The following is a 14,645-nucleotide window of genomic DNA, read 5'->3' on the forward strand; positions in this document are numbered from 1 at the left end:
CGGGGCGGAAGGAACTACGCGTTCGCGGACTTCGCCTCGGCTCCGCTCCTGACGTACTGCCCCGCGGAGCCGGCCACGATGCGGGAGAACCCCGGGGCGGTCACCGACCGCGCCCAGACCACCAGCAGCACCGGCAGCGCCAGATAGCCGAAGCGCCCGGCCGGGGCCAGCAGGAAGGCCAGCGTGAGGCCGATCGCGAGGCGGTCGGCTGCCGCCACCAGCGTGCGCGGCGGCCGCACCGCCAGCGAGAGCGCAACCGCCAGGCCGCCCACCGCGAGCAGAGCCACCGTCAGCCACCAGCCCCAGGTGCCCAGTTCGGCCAGCAGATGTCCCGGCAGCGGGCTGCTCGCCGGGGTGGGCACCTCCGCACGCCCGGTAGGGAAGGCGAACACCTGACGCACCGTCTCCGCCGGCTGGAGCAGAGCGCTCGGCAGCACCAGCGCGGCCGTGCCCAGGACCGCCACCGCAGCGCAGCGCACCGCCGCCCGGCCGCCCCGGCAGGCCGCGAGCAGGGCCACCGCCACGGCGACCGCCGGCAGCGCCGTCCACTTCAGCGCGCACGCCCCGGCGAGGGCCGCTCCCGCCAGGACCGGCCGCCCCGCCGCGGCCGCCGCCAGCGCCAGGCAGCACAGCCCGGCCAGCGGCAGGTCCACGCCGCTCACCGCCAGCGGCAGCGCCACCACCGGCGAGGCCACCAGCACGGGCAGCAGGGGCGACCGCGCCCCGCCGAGCAGGCGGCGCCCCGCCCACATCCCGCCGAACAGGACCGCCGCGCACCAGATCCGGGCGTCGCCCAGCCGTCCCAGCACCGTGTGCGGGATGCCGAGGGCCGCCATGCCCGGCAGGTACGGCGTGTACTCGTCCACTGCCGCGGGCCGGTCCACGTACATCCGCCCGGTCTCCAGCAGCAGCCGTCCTGAGCGTTCGACGACCATCACCTCGGACTGCCCCCGGCCGGTCAGCACCAGCCAGAGCAGCGGGACCGCGACGGCTCCCAGGAGGGCGGCCGTGACGGCGGCCCGCGGCCGCCGGACGGCGAGCGCCGCGGCGCACAGGTAGCCGGCCGCAGCGCACCAGCCCCACAGCCGGTGCGGCTCCAGTGAGGAGAAGAGCGGGAAGGACAGCGCCCAGGCGGCCGCCACGAGCCAGCCGGTCGCCTGAAGGGCGGTGCGGACACTACGGGAAGGGGTCATGGGCCCATTCCAGCCGCGCGCACCCGGCCGGGTCTGCCCACCCAGGTGGACAGTTCGGGGTCGGGTTTCCCCTACCGCCCCGCGTACGGGGCACGGGTACGGCGAAGGGGCGCGGCCCCGGAAGGTCGCGCCCCTCGGCTCGGACGGGGAGGTCAGCCGGCCTCGGTACCGCCGAAGCGCTCGCGGTAGGACTCCAGGTCCTCCTCGGTGACCCGCGCGAAGAGCACCGGCGGCACGGTGAACGGCGTGCCCGCCGGGACCGCGTCCAGCGACTCGGCCTGCTCCGGGGTGACCCACGTGGCCGTGTCGTCGGCCAGCGCGAACGAGGAGCGCATGGCGCGCGCCGAGGCCGGGATGAACGGCTCGGAGACCACCGAGTAGAGGTGGATCAGGTTCATCGCGGTGCGCAGCGTGAGCGCAGCGCCCTCCAGGTCGGTCTTGACCTCCAGCCAGGGGGCCTTCTCGTCGAGGTACGCGTTGCCCGCCGACCACAGGGCGCGCAGCGCGGCCGCGGCCTTGCGGTACTGGAGGGACTCCATGTGCCCCTCGTACTCGGCCAGGAGCTCGGCGATCTGCCGGCCCAGCTTGGCCTCGGCCTCGCCGGCCGGGCTGCCCGCCGGGACCTCGTCGCCGAACTTCTTGCGGGAGAAGGTCAGCACGCGGTTGACGAAGTTGCCGAGCGTGCCGCCGAGGTCCTTGTTGACGGTGGCGGCGAAGTGCTCCCACGTGAACGACGAGTCGTCGGACTCGGGCGCGTTGGCGATGAGGAAGTAGCGCCAGAAGTCGGCCGGGAGGATCTCCAGCGCCTGGTCGGTGAAGACGCCTCGCTTCTGCGAGGTGGAGAACTTGCCGCCGTAGTACGTCAGCCAGTTGAAGGCCTTGACGTAGTCGACCTTCTTCCAGGGCTCGCGGGTGCCGAGCTCGGTGGCGGGGAACATCACCGTGTGGAACGGGACGTTGTCCTTGGCCATGAACTGCGTGTAGCGCACGTCCTCGGCCTCGTACCACCAGGACTTGTAGTCGCGGTTCGCCGGGTCGGCGTCGGCCCACTCCTTGGTGGAGGCGATGTACTCGATCGGGGCGTCGAACCAGACGTAGAAGACCTTGCCGTCGGCCGCCAGTTCGGGCCAGGTGTCGGCCGGGACCGGGACGCCCCAGTCGAGGTCGCGGGTGATCGCGCGGTCGTGCAGGCCCTCGGTCAGCCACTTGCGGGCGATGGAGGACGCCAGCTGCGGCCACTCCTCCTCGTGCTCCGCGACCCAGGCCTCGACCTCGTGCTGGAGCTTGGACTGGAGGAGGAAGAGGTGCTTGGTCTCGCGGACCTCGAGCTCGGTGGAGCCGGAGATGGCCGAACGGGGCTCGATCAGGTCGGTGGGGTCCAGGACGCGGGTGCAGTTCTCGCACTGGTCGCCGCGGGCCTTGTCGTAGCCGCAGTGCGGGCAGGTGCCCTCGACGTAGCGGTCCGGCAGGAAGCGGCCGTCGACCGGCGAGTAGACCTGCCGGATCGCGCGCTCCTCGATGAAGCCGTTCTCCTGCAGCTGCCGCGCGAAGTGCTGGGTGATCTCGGCGTTCTGCTGCGAGGAGCTGCGGCCGAAGTAGTCGAAGGACAGCTCGAAGCCGTCGTAGACCGCCTTCTGCGCGTCGTGCGCCTGCGCGCAGAACTCGGCGACCGAGACGCCGGCCTCCTTGGCGGCGAGCTCGGCGGGGGTGCCGTGCTCGTCGGTGGCGCAGATGTAGAGGACGTCGTGGCCGCGCTGGCGGAGGTACCGGGAGTACACATCCGCCGGAAGCATCGACCCGACCATGTTGCCCAGGTGCTTGATCCCGTTGATGTAGGGAAGCGCGCTGGTGATCAGGTGTCGAGCCATCCTCGGATGCTCCATTTCATCTATGCGGTGACAACGTGACGTGACGGATTGTGATGCGGTTCATCGTATCGAACCGCCGAAAGGCCACGGGCCGCATTTCTTCGGGGTGGACGTAACGCAAAAGCGAGGGAAGTGACCTCTCCGTCACGGCCCTCGCAGTGGGCCCATGCTACAGCCGGACCGGATCACCGCGGACCGGTGTCCGTGGTTCGGCCGGGAGGGCCCGCCGGGACGGTCGTCCGGGCTGGTCACGGGGCGTACGCCGGTGCATGGCGGACCGGCTTGGCCCCGGCATATGCGTACGCGCGCAGTGGGCCCGCGGGCGGTCGAAGTCGGTCACGCGCCGATCATCACCGAACGTAATCCTTCGACGTCTTTCTTCTGCGCCCCCCGGGTGCGCCCGAACTGCCAGGCTGTCCGCGCACAGGGGATGAGGTGAGGTGGAACGGTGAGCGATGGCGGACCAGAGGAGTCCGGTGGGGCCGTGGGACTGCCCAGCCGGCGGCGGCGGCCGACGCCCATGAGTCAGTGGGATCCGACGGCACGCCTGTCGTACTGGGCCTTCCACGCCAACCGGCGGCCCTCGTACATGCGTTTCGCGTACCTGCAGCTGGGCTCCGACACGGCTGCCGAGGACGCGGTGGACGCCACCTTCGACTCGATCATGAACGAGTGGTTACGCATGCTCCACATGGACCGGCTCGACGCCTACGCCTGGACCATCCTCAAGCAACGGCTGGTCGACCGGCAGCAGCGGCGCCGCACCTGGCCCGAACCGATGGACATCAGCGCCTTCGAAGCCGCCCTCAAGGAGGCCCACTCCGACCAGTACGAGGTGCTGACCGACACCATCCGCTTCTACTCCGCCGTGTCCCGGCTCGCCGAGCGCCAGCGCGACGCCGTGCTGTTGCGCTACGGGCTCCAGTGCACCCCCAGGGAGGCCGCCTCCGTGATGGGCGTCGACGAGGCCACCGTCCGCTCGCAGCTCGGCCAGGCCCACCGGCGGCTCGCCCGCCTGCTCGACACCTCCGCCGAATCATGAGGCGGCGCGAGGGCAAGGAGGAGCGCGGCGGCGACGCCACCCGCCGCTCCCTGGCCGAGTTCCTGACCCGGGCCGGGGTCCGCGACCGGTACCCGCACTACGACCTGGGCGCGGCCGAGGCGCGGCTGCTGCGCGCCGCCCGGGGGCAGGCCGCCGCGGCGCCCTCCCGGCGCCGGGCGTACGGATGGAGCGACCCCGCGCGGGACTGCCCGCTCGACTCCGAACGGGCCCGGCGCGATCTGAAGGCCGTCTGCCTGGCCGCCGTGTGCACCCCGAAGGCCGAGGCGCAGCTCAAGGCCTTCGTCGAGAGCGGGCACACCGATCTGGCCGGGGCGGTCGTCTTCGGCTGCCTGCTGCACCTGGCCGGGCTGCGCGAAGGGGCCCGCTTCTGGTGGCAGTTCGCCGCCGGTTCCGGGCGGGCGCGGACCGCGTCGGCCGCGTACTGCCTGTTCCTCGACCACTCCCGGCGCGGGGAGCACCACGACGCCCGGGTCTGGGCGCGGGAGCTGGGCCGGCGCGGCTTCCGGCCGGGCGGCCGGCGGGATCTGCGCGAGGTGCGGCTGTGCGCGCAGGCGACGGTCCTGCGTTACGTCGACCAGCTCGACGATCCCGATCTGGGCCCGGTGCCGCTGCCGAGGCCGGGACTGCCGTCGGCGCTGGACGCGTTCCGGCCCGCGCCGCCGGTGGTGGCGCAGTCGCCGGCGCGGACCCGGCTGGGGGCCGGCCCGCTGCGGCATCCTGCGCTGGCGTCGGCGGGGCGCGACGGCCGCGTCCGGGCCGGGACGAGCGAGGCCCTGGCGCAGGCGCGGCGCGCGCTGGCCGTCGTACGGGTCCTCGAGAAGCATCCGCTGGGGGTACGGGCGGGCCAGCTGGGGCGGGAGGCCGGTCTGGCGGAGGCGGAACTGCGGCCGCTGCTGGCGATGCTGTGCGAGGAGGAGTACGCGTACCGCCCGGGCGCGGGCGTGTACGCGCGCGGGCCCGCCCTCGACCGGCTCGCCGCCCCCGGCGGCAGCGGGCTGGCAGGTCAGCTGCAGCGCACGCTGGCCCTGGCCCGGGACAGCGCGGGCGCCGCGGTGTACCTGAGCCGGTATGCCGAGGGGGAGGTCAGGATCACCCAGATGGCCGACGGGCCGGGGGCTCCGCCGGTGCAGGAGTGGGTGGACTTCAAGGCGGCGGCGCACGCCAGCGCCGTCGGCAAGTGCCTGCTGACGCAGCTCGACCACGACCGCCGCCGCGACCATGTCGCCCGGTACCGGCCGGCCCGGCTCACCGCGCAGACGATCACCGACAGCCGGGTGCTGTTCAGCGCGCTCGACGCGCTGGCTCCGGGCGCGCCGGTCTTCGACCTGCGCGAGTACTCCCCGGGGGTCGTCTGCTCGGCCGTCCCGATCGCCACCGGCGACGCGGCGGGCAGCCTCGCACTCTCCCTGCCCGCGAACCGCGCCCACCGGCTGCCCGAGGCCACGGAGGCCCTGCGCCGCAAGGCCGTCCCGGTGCTCCTGGCGCTGCTCCTGTCGGGAGCGATCCCCCCGGACGCGCCGGCTGCCGCGCGGGCCCCGGACGCCGAGGACATCCCGCCGGCCCCCGCCCCCCTCCCCCGTCCGCCGCACGTCACTCCGGAGACCCTCCGCCACCTCCGCAGCCTCTTCCGCACCCCGCTGAGCCGCGCCACGCCGTCCCCGGCCGGTCCGCACCTGGTCAGCGACACCGCGGCGGAGGCGGCCTACTTCTTCGACCCGCTCCCGGAATCCGGCCCACCCCGCCTGGCCCTCCCCCTCACCTTCGCCCCCCTCACCCCGGGGGTCCTCCCCCAGTCGGAAGGCCTCCTGGTCCTGGGCACCTGACCCGCGGTCCGGGCGGCTCGTTCTCGGCCCCGGCGGCGTGCGAGGCGCGGGGGTCCGGGGGGCCGGCCCCCGGTCAGGCGGGGCGGGTCAGGCGGGGCGGGTCAGGCGGTCCGCGCCCGAGAGGATCGCGGCCGCCAGCGCCTCCGCCGCCTGCGAGCTCCGCCCGCCCCGCAGCAGCGCGAACTCCACCGCCCCCAGCTCCGGCAGCCCCGGCACCCGCACCAGCCCCGGCGGGATCAGCCCCCGCGTGTGCGCCATCACGCCCAGCCCCGCCCGCGCCGCGGCGACCAGCCCGCTCAGGCTGCCGCTCGTGCACGCGATCCGCCACCCCCGCCCGTCCCGCTCCAGCACCTCCAGCGCCCGGGCGCGGGTGATCCCCGGCGGCGGGAAGACGATCAGCGGCACGGGCCGGTCCGGGTCCACCCGCAGCCCCTCCGCCCCGATCCACACCATCCGGTCCCGCCACACCAGCCGGCCCCGCTCGTCCCCAGGCCCGCGCCGCTTCGCCAGGACGAGGTCGAGCCGTCCCGCGTCCAGCCGTTCGTGCAGGGTCCCGGACAGTTCGACCGACAGCTCCAGCTCCACCTCCGGATGCTCGTGCCGGAAGCCCTCGAGGATCTCCGGCAGCCTGGTCAGCACGAAGTCCTCCGACGCCCCGAACCGCAGCCGCCCCCGCAGCCGCGTCCCGGTGAAGTAGGCCGCCGCCCGCTCGTGCGCCTCCAGGATGGTGCGGGCGAAGCCCAGCAGCGCCTCGCCGTCCTCCGTCAGCTCCACGCTGTGCGTGTCCCGCAGGAAGAGCTGCCGCCCCGTCGCCTCCTCCAGCCGCCGTACGTGCTGGCTGACCGTGGACTGCCGGACGCCGAGCCGCCCGGCGGCCTGGGTGAAGCTGAGCGTCTGGGCCACCGTGAGGAACGTGCGCAACTGGACGGGGTCGTACATGGCGGGCATGGCTCCATGCTGCCACGGCCATCACGATCCGAAATGACAGTCAGTGCGGTGTACGGGTTTCCCGATCACCACCGGGAGCGTCACGATGAGCGGGCACCGGGACACGCTCCCGCCCCGCCGCCACCACGACAGCAAGAGAGCCCGTACATGCGCCGCCCGCAGATACCTACCCGGCTGCCCCTGGACCCGTACGTCCTGGCCCTCCTCGCCACCGTCGGCCTCGCCGCGCTGCTGCCCGCCCGCGGGCCGGCCGGCTCCGTCGCCGAGGGCGCCGCCACCGGGGCCGTGGCCCTGCTCTTCTTCCTCTACGGTGCCCGGCTGTCCACCCGCGAGGCCCTCGACGGTCTGCGCCACTGGCGGCTCCACCTGACCGTGCTGACCTGCACGTTCGTCCTCTTCCCGCTGCTCGGCCTGGCCGCCCGCGGGTTGGTCCCCACCCTCCTGACGCCCCCGCTCCACAGCGGGCTGCTCTTCCTGTGCCTGGTCCCCTCGACCATCCAGTCCTCGATCGCCTTCACCTCGATCGCCCGCGGCAACGTCCCCGCGGCGATCTGCGCGGGCTCGTTCTCCAGCCTCGCCGGCATCCTCCTCACCCCGCTCCTCGCCGCCGGCCTGCTCGGCAACAGCGCGGGCGGGTTCTCCCTCGACTCCCTCCTCAAGATCGTCCTGCAGCTCCTGCTGCCGTTCCTGCTGGGCCAGGTACTCCGCCCCTGGGTCGGCGGTTACCTGGTCCGGAACAAGAAGGCGCTCGGCTTCGTCGACCGCGGCTCGATCCTGCTCGTCGTCTACGCCGCCTTCAGCGCGGGCATGGCCGCCGGGATCTGGCACCAGGTCAGCGTCCCGCGCCTGGGCGCCCTGCTGGCGGTGGAGGCCGTACTGCTCGCCGTCATGCTCCTGGTCAGCTGGTACGGGGCGAAGCGGCTCGGGTTCGGCCGCGCGGACCGGATCGCCATCCAGTTCGCCGGGTCGAAGAAGAGCCTCGCGGCCGGACTGCCCATGGCCAGCGTGCTGTTCGGGGCGCAGGCGAGCCTCGCGGTGCTGCCGCTGATGCTGTTCCACCAGATGCAGCTGATGGTGTGCGCGGTGCTGGCGCGCCGCCGCGCCCGGGACCCGGAGTCCGCGGAGGGCGCCGAACTGCCCGCCGGACATGTGGTGGAGGTCTCGCCGACGCTCCAACACCCCGCGCCGCAGGGCCGGTAACGTGCGGCGGTGACCTGGATACGCCCGCTCGCCGCCCACGCCGAACGCCCCTGCACCCTCGTGGTCTGCCGGGGCTGCTGCTGCGGGGACCCCCGCAAGAACCCCGGCTCGGACCACGCGGGCCAGCTGGCCCGGCTGCGCGAGGCCGCGGCGGCGTCGGGGGGCCGGCTGGCCGTCCGTACGAGCGACTGCCTCGGGCCGTGCGCGCAGGCCAACGTCATCGTGGTCCAGCCCACCACCGAGGCCCGCCGCCGGGGCGCCCGGGCGACCTGGTTCGGCTGGGCCCTGGACGACACCGCGACCGACGAGGTCATCGCCTGGGCGGAATCCGGCGGCCCGGGCGTCACCCCGCTCCCGGCGACCCTGGACCTGCACCGCATCGACCCGCCCGAGCCCGCGCCCAGGCCGGAAGCGAAGCGCCGCACCCGCCGGGGCCGCTGACCGCAGGGCACCGGATCGCAGGACGGGGCGGGCCGCGGGAGCGCCCGGGGAACCGCTACAGCGTGATCCGTTCCTCGCCCGCGTAGATGTTCATGTTCTGCCCGCGCAGGAAGCCGACCAGCGTCAGGTCCGACTCCAGCGCCAGGTCCACCGCCAGCGAGGACGGCGCCGAGACGGCGGCCAGGATCGGGATGCCCGCCATCACCGTCTTCTGCGCGAGCTCGAAGGAAGCCCGGCCGGACACCAGCAGGACCGCGCCCGCCAGCGGGAGCAGGCCTGCCTGGAAGGCCCGGCCGACGATCTTGTCGACGGCGTTGTGCCGGCCCACGTCCTCCCGCAGGTCCAGCAGCTCGCCCTGTGGGGAGAACAGCCCCGCCGCGTGGAGGCCGCCGGTGCGGTCGAACACCTTCTGCGCCGCGCGGAGCCGGTCCGGCAGCTCGCAGAGGAGCTCGGCGGGAATCCGTACGGTGTCCTCGGCCGCGCTCCGCCGGAGGGGGAAGCGGGTCGCCGTGCGCACCGCGTCGAGGCTGGCCTTTCCGCACAGACCGCAGGAGGAGGTGGTGTAGACGTTCCGTTCGAGCGTGATGTCCGGCACCGGGACCCCGGGCGCGAGCTGCACGTTGACGACGTTGTAGGTGTTCGAGCCGTCCTCCGCCGCCCCCTCGCAGTAGGTCACGGCCCGTACGTCCGACGCGGAACCGAGCACCCCCTCGCTCACCAGGAAGCCCGCCGCCAGCGCGAAATCGTCGCCGGGGGTGCGCATCGTGATGGCCAGCGGCTTGCCGTTCAGCCGTATCTCCAGCGGCTCCTCGGCGACCAGCGTGTCCGGGCGGACCCCGGTCACCCCGTTCCGCACCCGGATGACACGACGGCGCTCGGTGACCCGTCCCATGGTGATCAGCCCGCCCGTTCTGTCCTCGTCGCGCACCTCGTCGTGCAGCTGACGAGCCCATTCTCCCGGATCGGCGTTCTGCGGCGCTCCCGGCAGGAAGATCCTCCGGAATCTCCAAATTCAGGGCAGGTAATCCTGTTGGGTCACGTGCACATGTACCCACCAGTAGCAGGTCAAGCTGGGTGATCCTGACTTCCGACGTAGGGGGGACCCCGCCCATGACCGGTTCACGCGTGGTGGCGCTAGGGCACTACCAGCCCGCGAAAGTGATCACCAACGAGGACCTCGCGGCGATGGTCGACACCAACGACGAGTGGATCCGCTCCCGGGTCGGCATCAAGACCCGGCACATGGCGGGCCCCGACGAACCGGTGGACGAGCTGGCCTTCCAGGCCGCGGGCAAGGCCCTCGCCGGCGCCGGTCTGTCCCCCGACGACATCGACCTCGTCCTGGTGGCCACCTCCACCGCGATCGACCGTTCGCCCAACATGGCCGCCCGCGTCGCCGCCAAGCTCGGCATGGGCGGCAGCCCGGCCGTCATGGACCTCAACGTGGTCTGTTCGGGGTTCACGCACGCCCTGGCCACCGCCGACCACGCGATCCGGGCCGGTTCGGCCACCCGCGCCCTGGTCATCGGCGCCGACAAGATGACCGAGATCACCGACTGGAGCGACCGCACCACCTGCGTGCTGACCGGCGACGGTGCGGGCGCGGCCGTGGTCGAGGCCTGCGAGGAGCCCGGCATCGGCCCGGTCCTGTGGGGTTCGCTCCCGGAGATGGGCCACGCGGTGCGGATCGAGGGCTCCCCGCCGGTGTTCGCCCAGGAGGGCCAGTCCGTCTACCGCTGGACCACCAGCCAGCTCCCGCCGCTGGCCCGCAAGGTGTGCGAGAAGGCCGGGGTCGCTCCCGAGGAGCTGGCCGCCGTCGTCCTGCACCAGGCGAACCTGCGGATCATCGAGCCGCTCGCCGCGAAGATCGGCGCCGTCAACGCGGTCGTCGCCCGCGATGTCGTGGACTCCGGCAACACCTCGGCCGCCAGCATCCCGATGGCGCTCTCGAAGCTGGTCCAGCGAGGCGAGATCCCCACCGGCGCTCCGGTCCTCCTGTTCGGCTTCGGCGGCAACCTCTCGTACGCGGGCCAGGTCATCCGCTGCCCGTAGGCCGTCCGGCCCCCGCCGGGCAGCCCGGGGTCCAGCGGACCTCGGCTCCCAGCGCTGCCAGGAGTACGACGACCAGGGCGAGCAGCTGCCAGAGCCCGGCGGTGGCCGTGCCGACCGGGACGGTGGCCAGGACGAGTACCAGCGCCGCCGCCCGGAACCGGGCCGGGCCGATCCCGAGCACGGCCCGGAAGGCCAGGTCCCCGGCCAGGTAGAGGGCGATCCCGCCGGCCAGGGCGAGCGCCGGGCCGGTGTGCAGGTGCTCGCCCAGGTGTCCGATGGTCTTCTTGACGCCGGCCGCGAAGGCGGCGATGCCGAGCAGCATGGGCAGGAAGGCGTAGTAGTACGCGAGCATCGCCAGCTTGAAACGCTTCTCCGGGGCCGTCTCGGCGAAGACCTCCTCGGCCCGGCCCTCGTCGCGGACGAAGTACATCCACCACAGCGCCGACGCGACGGCGAGCGCGAGGAAGGCACCCCCGGCGATCCCCACGGACAGGGGCAGCGAGCCGGTCCCGATGCCGATCGCGATCACGGACTCGCCGAAGACGATGATCAGCAGCAGTCCGTGCCGCTCCACGAGGTGCTCCGCGCTCATGCCGCCCAGCTGGTCGCTGACCGTCGTCACCGCGGACGCGGCCTCGGCGGGCTCCGCCCCGCTCGCCGCCACCCTCTGCACAAGCTGCGGCACGGCGAACTGGATCAGCAGGGCGAGCACCCACAGCCCCCAGGCGGGCGGCCCGTCGAAGAACCCGGCCGCCAGCACGGACAGCGCACACAGCAGGTTGGGCAACGCGAACCAGAGCACGCCGGAGCCGTGGGCCTGCGTGTACAGGGCGCTGTGCACGAGGACGACGAACACGTACCCCAGGCCGAACGCGACCCCGCCGGCCCCGAACGCGGTCGGCACCGCCAGCGCGCACACCAGGAACGCCCCCATGGCCAGCATCAGCAGGACCCTGCGCACGGTGCGGTCGGGCGGCACCTGGTTGGTCAGGTGCGCGTAGCCCCCGTACATCCAGAACAGCACGGTGAAGATCACCAGAACCTGGCCGGCGCCCCGGAAGCTGATGTCGTCGGCCAGCAGCACCGTCAGCTGGGTGATGGTGAAGACGAAGACCAGGTCGAAGAAGAGCTCCAACGTGCTGACGCGGTGCGGTGTTTCCATGCGTGACCCCCCTGGATGCAGACGTGCGGCGCTCATCCGACCGCCTCGGGGCCCGTGGTGTCCAGCGCGTATCGGCATCCGGGCGCGCCGGGGCCCGTACGACCTGAGACGTACGCGGATCCCGCCCGGTGGAGGGACGCGCCGGCCCGGGGCGGGGCCGGAGGATGAAGGCACGCACGCCATCCGCCGCCGAGGGAAGCGAACGCCGCATGATCCGCAGGTCCGTCATCCTGACCACCGCCGCAGTCGTCACGGCCGTGGGGCTCGCGACCGTGGTCGCCCTCCCGGCCGCGGCCGACTGGTACGGGAACCGCCACCAGGAGACGGGCACGTACGCGACGGGCGCCGAGGCGAAGACGGCACGGGCCTCGGTCCCGCGCTGGCTGGCGGACGACGCGACGTCGGTGCAGTACGCGATGAAGACGACGGGCGGCGACCGCCTGCTGACGGCGACCCTGCCGGACGAGCGGCTCCCGACCCCGTGCACGACGGAGCCGCGGCCGCACGCGCAGGAGGTCCCGTTCGCGGAGGACTGGTTCCCGAAGGACGCCCGGGAGAAGGCCACCGCGCGCTGCGGTCTGTACTACGCCTACATGGACGGCACCACCCTCTACGCGTGGCAGCACAACGACGACTGGCTGAGGGCCGAGCGCACCGCGGCGGCCCGCTGACCCGCGAGACGCGCAGTCTCGCCACCCCCTCGGGGACATGCCTGCAGGTCAGCGAGCGGCCCGGGCCCGAATACCTGGTCGGAAGCACCCCGATCCTTTGCTATTGTTGTCCTTGTCGCCGCGGGAAACCGGGGCCGACCACCGGTCCGGGTGGCGGAATGGCAGACGCGCTAGCTTGAGGTGCTAGTGCCCTTTATCGGGCGTGGGGGTTCAAGTCCCCCCTCGGACACAGAGCAAGAACCCCACTTAGGTGGGGTTTTTTGCGTTGGGGGTGCGGTGGCTCCGCGTCGTCCGGCTCGGGCGGCGGGGGCGGATCCGGTGGTGCGGCATCATGGGGCGCCACGGGGTCGGAGGGGAAGCAACGTGTCGCACGACGGACCGGACAGCAGCATCGTGATCGCCGGGCGGTACCGCCTGGAGAAGCGATTGGGCAGAGGCGGCATGGGGACCGTCTGGCGGGCCTGCGACGAGCTCCTCGGGCGTCCCGTCGCCGTCAAGGAGCTCCACGTCGACGGGGGCGCGGACTCCAGGGCCGCCCTGCGGGAGGCCCGGACCGTCGCGCAGGTCAGGCATCCGCACGTCGTCGTCGTGCACGACGTCGTGGAGCACGAAGGGCGCCCCCACATCGTCATGGAACTCGTCGAGGGCGGTTCGCTGGCCGACCGGCTCGGCGCCGAAGGCCCGCTGGACCCCGCCGAGACCGCGCGGACCGGCCTGGCCCTGCTCGGCGCCCTGACCGCGGCGCACGCGCGCGGGGTGCTCCACCGGGACGTCAAGCCGGCCAACGTCCTCATGGAGGCCGGGACCGGGCGGGTGGTGCTCACCGACTTCGGCATCGCACGGCTCGCCGGGTCCACCACCATCAGCGAGACCGGCGCGTTCGTCGGCTCGCCCGAGTACACCTCGCCCGAGCGCATGCAGGGAGCCGTCGCGGGACCCGAGTCCGACCTGTGGTCGCTCGGCGCCTTGTTGTGCGCGGCGCTGACCGGTCGCTCGCCCTTCCACCGCGATTCGCTCGGCGGGGTCCTGCACGCCGTCGTGTACGACGAGATCCGGCCGCCGGCGCAGGCGGGGCCGCTGGTTCCGGTCATCCGCGGCCTGCTGGAACGCCTCCCGGAACGGCGGATGGGGGCGGCGGAGGCCGAGCGGCTGCTGTCGGCGTACGTGAGCACGGGCAAGGTCCCCGTCGTCGTCGCCGACCGGGTACCGGCACCGGGTCCGGTGACCGCGCCGCCGACCGGGCGCGCATCCGGCGGGGGCGCCGCGGTCGGCTACTCGCCGACCGAGCACGTCCCGCAGTCGGCCGCCCCGGCCCGGCGGGCCCGGCCCGCTCTGCGGGCGGGGCTGTTCGCCGCGCTGTTCGCCGTCGCGGTCGCCGGCGCCGTGGCCGTCACCTCGCAGCTCGGCGGACGGTCGGCGGACGGCGGAGGGGAGGCGGCGCCCGCCGCCACCGCCTCCGGATGGAGCCGGGCTTCCGCCGGCGCCGCCGACGCCAAGCCCGCGCAGACCCTCTCGCCGACGGCGGCCCCCGCCCGTACTGCGCCCCCGTCGGTGCCCGCGGCCGCCAGGCCCGCGCCCGCCGGGTACCGGTCGGTGTCCGACCCTGCGGGCTTCGGCCTCGCCGTGCCCGAGGGCTTCCAGCGCTCCACCGATGCCGAGCGGGTCTTCTACACGTCGCCGGACGGGGCGTTCCGGATCGGCGTCAAGGTGAAGCCGGCGGTGTCCGACGGGCCGGTCGCCGTCATGCGGCTCTCGCACGCGAGCGGCCCGGCCACCAACCCCGGCTACCGCGACGGCACGGTCGTCCCGACCACCCACAACGGACTGCCCGCCGCCCTCTGGGAGTTCACCTGGAACGGGTTCACCGCTGCCGAAGGCGCCCGGCACACCTTCGACGTCTGCTGGGACGAGAACGGGCGCATGTACGACGTGTGGGTGTCCGCGCCCGTCGGCCGGCTCGCGGAGGCGCGGAGCCACTTCGACGCGGCGCTGGACTCCTTCGTCCCGGGCGGGCCGGCAGCCGAGAACCGCTGAGGACCGCCCCGCTGCCTCCTGTCCCGCCGTCTCCCGTCCCGCCGTCTCCCGTCCGGTGCACGATCGGCGGGGCGCTGCGCGTTTCCGGGCCGTCGCCGCGGGGAGTGTCTCCCCCTGACGCCCCTTCCGCACCTCCGGCCGGCCCTTCCCCACCTCCCTGGGGAGGTCTTGTGGAGGTCTTCTCACGGTG

General features: G+C 73.7%; 11 protein-coding genes, 1 tRNA gene and 1 pseudogene. 8 read left to right on the forward strand and 5 right to left on the reverse strand.

The window, feature by feature from the left end; translation table 11 throughout:
• Window positions 1-14 precede the first annotated feature (14 nt).
• Both AB5J51_RS09510 and metG read right to left on the reverse strand, forming a co-directional pair.
• Entirely contained in the window at window positions 15-1,193 is a 1,179-nt protein-coding gene (locus AB5J51_RS09510) for a glycosyltransferase 87 family protein (RefSeq protein WP_369777429.1), read from the reverse strand.
• Window positions 1,194-1,345: 152 nt separating this feature from the next.
• Window positions 1,346-3,061 carry a methionine--tRNA ligase gene (gene metG / locus AB5J51_RS09515; protein ID WP_053790283.1) on the reverse strand — a complete coding sequence of 572 codons (1,716 nt, stop codon included), beginning with the start codon at window positions 3,059-3,061 and terminating at the stop codon, window positions 1,346-1,348.
• A gap of 520 nt (window positions 3,062-3,581) precedes the next feature.
• On the opposite strand from metG, the gene AB5J51_RS09520 reads away from it, so the two are divergent.
• Together AB5J51_RS09520 and AB5J51_RS09525 are read left to right on the forward strand one after the other, a co-directional pair.
• Window positions 3,582-4,103 (forward strand): RNA polymerase sigma factor, encoded by a 522-nt coding sequence (locus AB5J51_RS09520; RefSeq protein WP_240805308.1) that lies wholly within the window; start codon window positions 3,582-3,584, stop codon window positions 4,101-4,103.
• Window positions 4,104-4,897: 794 nt separating this feature from the next.
• Window positions 4,898-5,617 (forward strand): annotated as a pseudogene (locus AB5J51_RS09525) (IclR family transcriptional regulator C-terminal domain-containing protein); the annotation flags it as partial.
• A 417-nt stretch (window positions 5,618-6,034) separates the two neighbouring features.
• On the opposite strand, the gene AB5J51_RS09530 reads toward AB5J51_RS09525, so the two are convergent.
• A complete protein-coding gene (locus AB5J51_RS09530) occupies window positions 6,035-6,886 on the reverse strand; it encodes a LysR substrate-binding domain-containing protein (RefSeq protein WP_369780239.1) in 852 nt (283 codons plus the stop codon).
• Between the two features lie 156 nt (window positions 6,887-7,042).
• Here AB5J51_RS09530 and AB5J51_RS09535 point away from each other — a divergent pair, with 156 nt between their 5' ends.
• The gene (locus AB5J51_RS09535) at window positions 7,043-8,095 is read left to right on the forward strand and encodes a bile acid:sodium symporter family protein (protein ID WP_053784953.1); all 1,053 of its coding nucleotides are present in this window, start codon (window positions 7,043-7,045) and stop codon (window positions 8,093-8,095) included.
• A 9-nt stretch (window positions 8,096-8,104) separates the two neighbouring features.
• A complete protein-coding gene (locus AB5J51_RS09540; protein WP_107093417.1) occupies window positions 8,105-8,536 on the forward strand; it encodes a hypothetical protein in 432 nt (143 codons plus the stop codon).
• 55 nt (window positions 8,537-8,591) lie between these two features.
• Here AB5J51_RS09540 and fdhD read toward each other — a convergent pair whose 3' ends face one another.
• Window positions 8,592-9,428, reverse strand: coding sequence for a formate dehydrogenase accessory sulfurtransferase FdhD (gene fdhD / locus AB5J51_RS09545; protein WP_136224505.1), 837 nt, complete (start codon window positions 9,426-9,428; stop codon window positions 8,592-8,594).
• Between the two features lie 218 nt (window positions 9,429-9,646).
• On the opposite strand from fdhD, the gene AB5J51_RS09550 reads away from it, so the two are divergent.
• Window positions 9,647-10,588: a beta-ketoacyl-ACP synthase III gene (locus AB5J51_RS09550; RefSeq protein ID WP_369777430.1), complete on the forward strand. Its 942-nt coding sequence runs from the start codon at window positions 9,647-9,649 to the stop codon at window positions 10,586-10,588.
• Here the strand turns inward: AB5J51_RS09550 and AB5J51_RS09555 are convergent.
• The gene (locus AB5J51_RS09555) at window positions 10,572-11,750 is read right to left on the reverse strand and encodes a low temperature requirement protein A (protein WP_053784951.1); all 1,179 of its coding nucleotides are present in this window, start codon (window positions 11,748-11,750) and stop codon (window positions 10,572-10,574) included. The two genes, AB5J51_RS09550 and AB5J51_RS09555, sit on opposite strands and share 17 nt — an antisense overlap.
• A 209-nt stretch (window positions 11,751-11,959) precedes the next feature.
• Here AB5J51_RS09555 and AB5J51_RS09560 point away from each other — a divergent pair, with 209 nt between their 5' ends.
• The 3 genes from AB5J51_RS09560 to AB5J51_RS09570 all read left to right on the forward strand — a co-directional run bounded on the left by AB5J51_RS09560 (window position 11,960) and on the right by AB5J51_RS09570 (window position 14,455).
• The gene (locus AB5J51_RS09560) at window positions 11,960-12,421 is read left to right on the forward strand and encodes a hypothetical protein (protein WP_369777431.1); all 462 of its coding nucleotides are present in this window, start codon (window positions 11,960-11,962) and stop codon (window positions 12,419-12,421) included.
• A 144-nt stretch (window positions 12,422-12,565) separates the two neighbouring features.
• A tRNA-Leu gene (locus tag AB5J51_RS09565) sits at window positions 12,566-12,650 on the forward strand.
• A 212-nt stretch (window positions 12,651-12,862) separates the two neighbouring features.
• Window positions 12,863-14,455, forward strand: coding sequence for a serine/threonine-protein kinase (locus AB5J51_RS09570; RefSeq protein ID WP_243879260.1), 1,593 nt, complete (start codon window positions 12,863-12,865; stop codon window positions 14,453-14,455).
• The last annotated feature ends 190 nt before the right edge of the window (window positions 14,456-14,645 follow it).

The sequence above is a fragment of the Streptomyces sp. R33 genome (assembly GCF_041200175.1).
In the GTDB taxonomy this organism is placed as follows: Bacteria; Actinomycetota; Actinomycetes; order Streptomycetales; family Streptomycetaceae; genus Streptomyces; species Streptomyces katrae_B.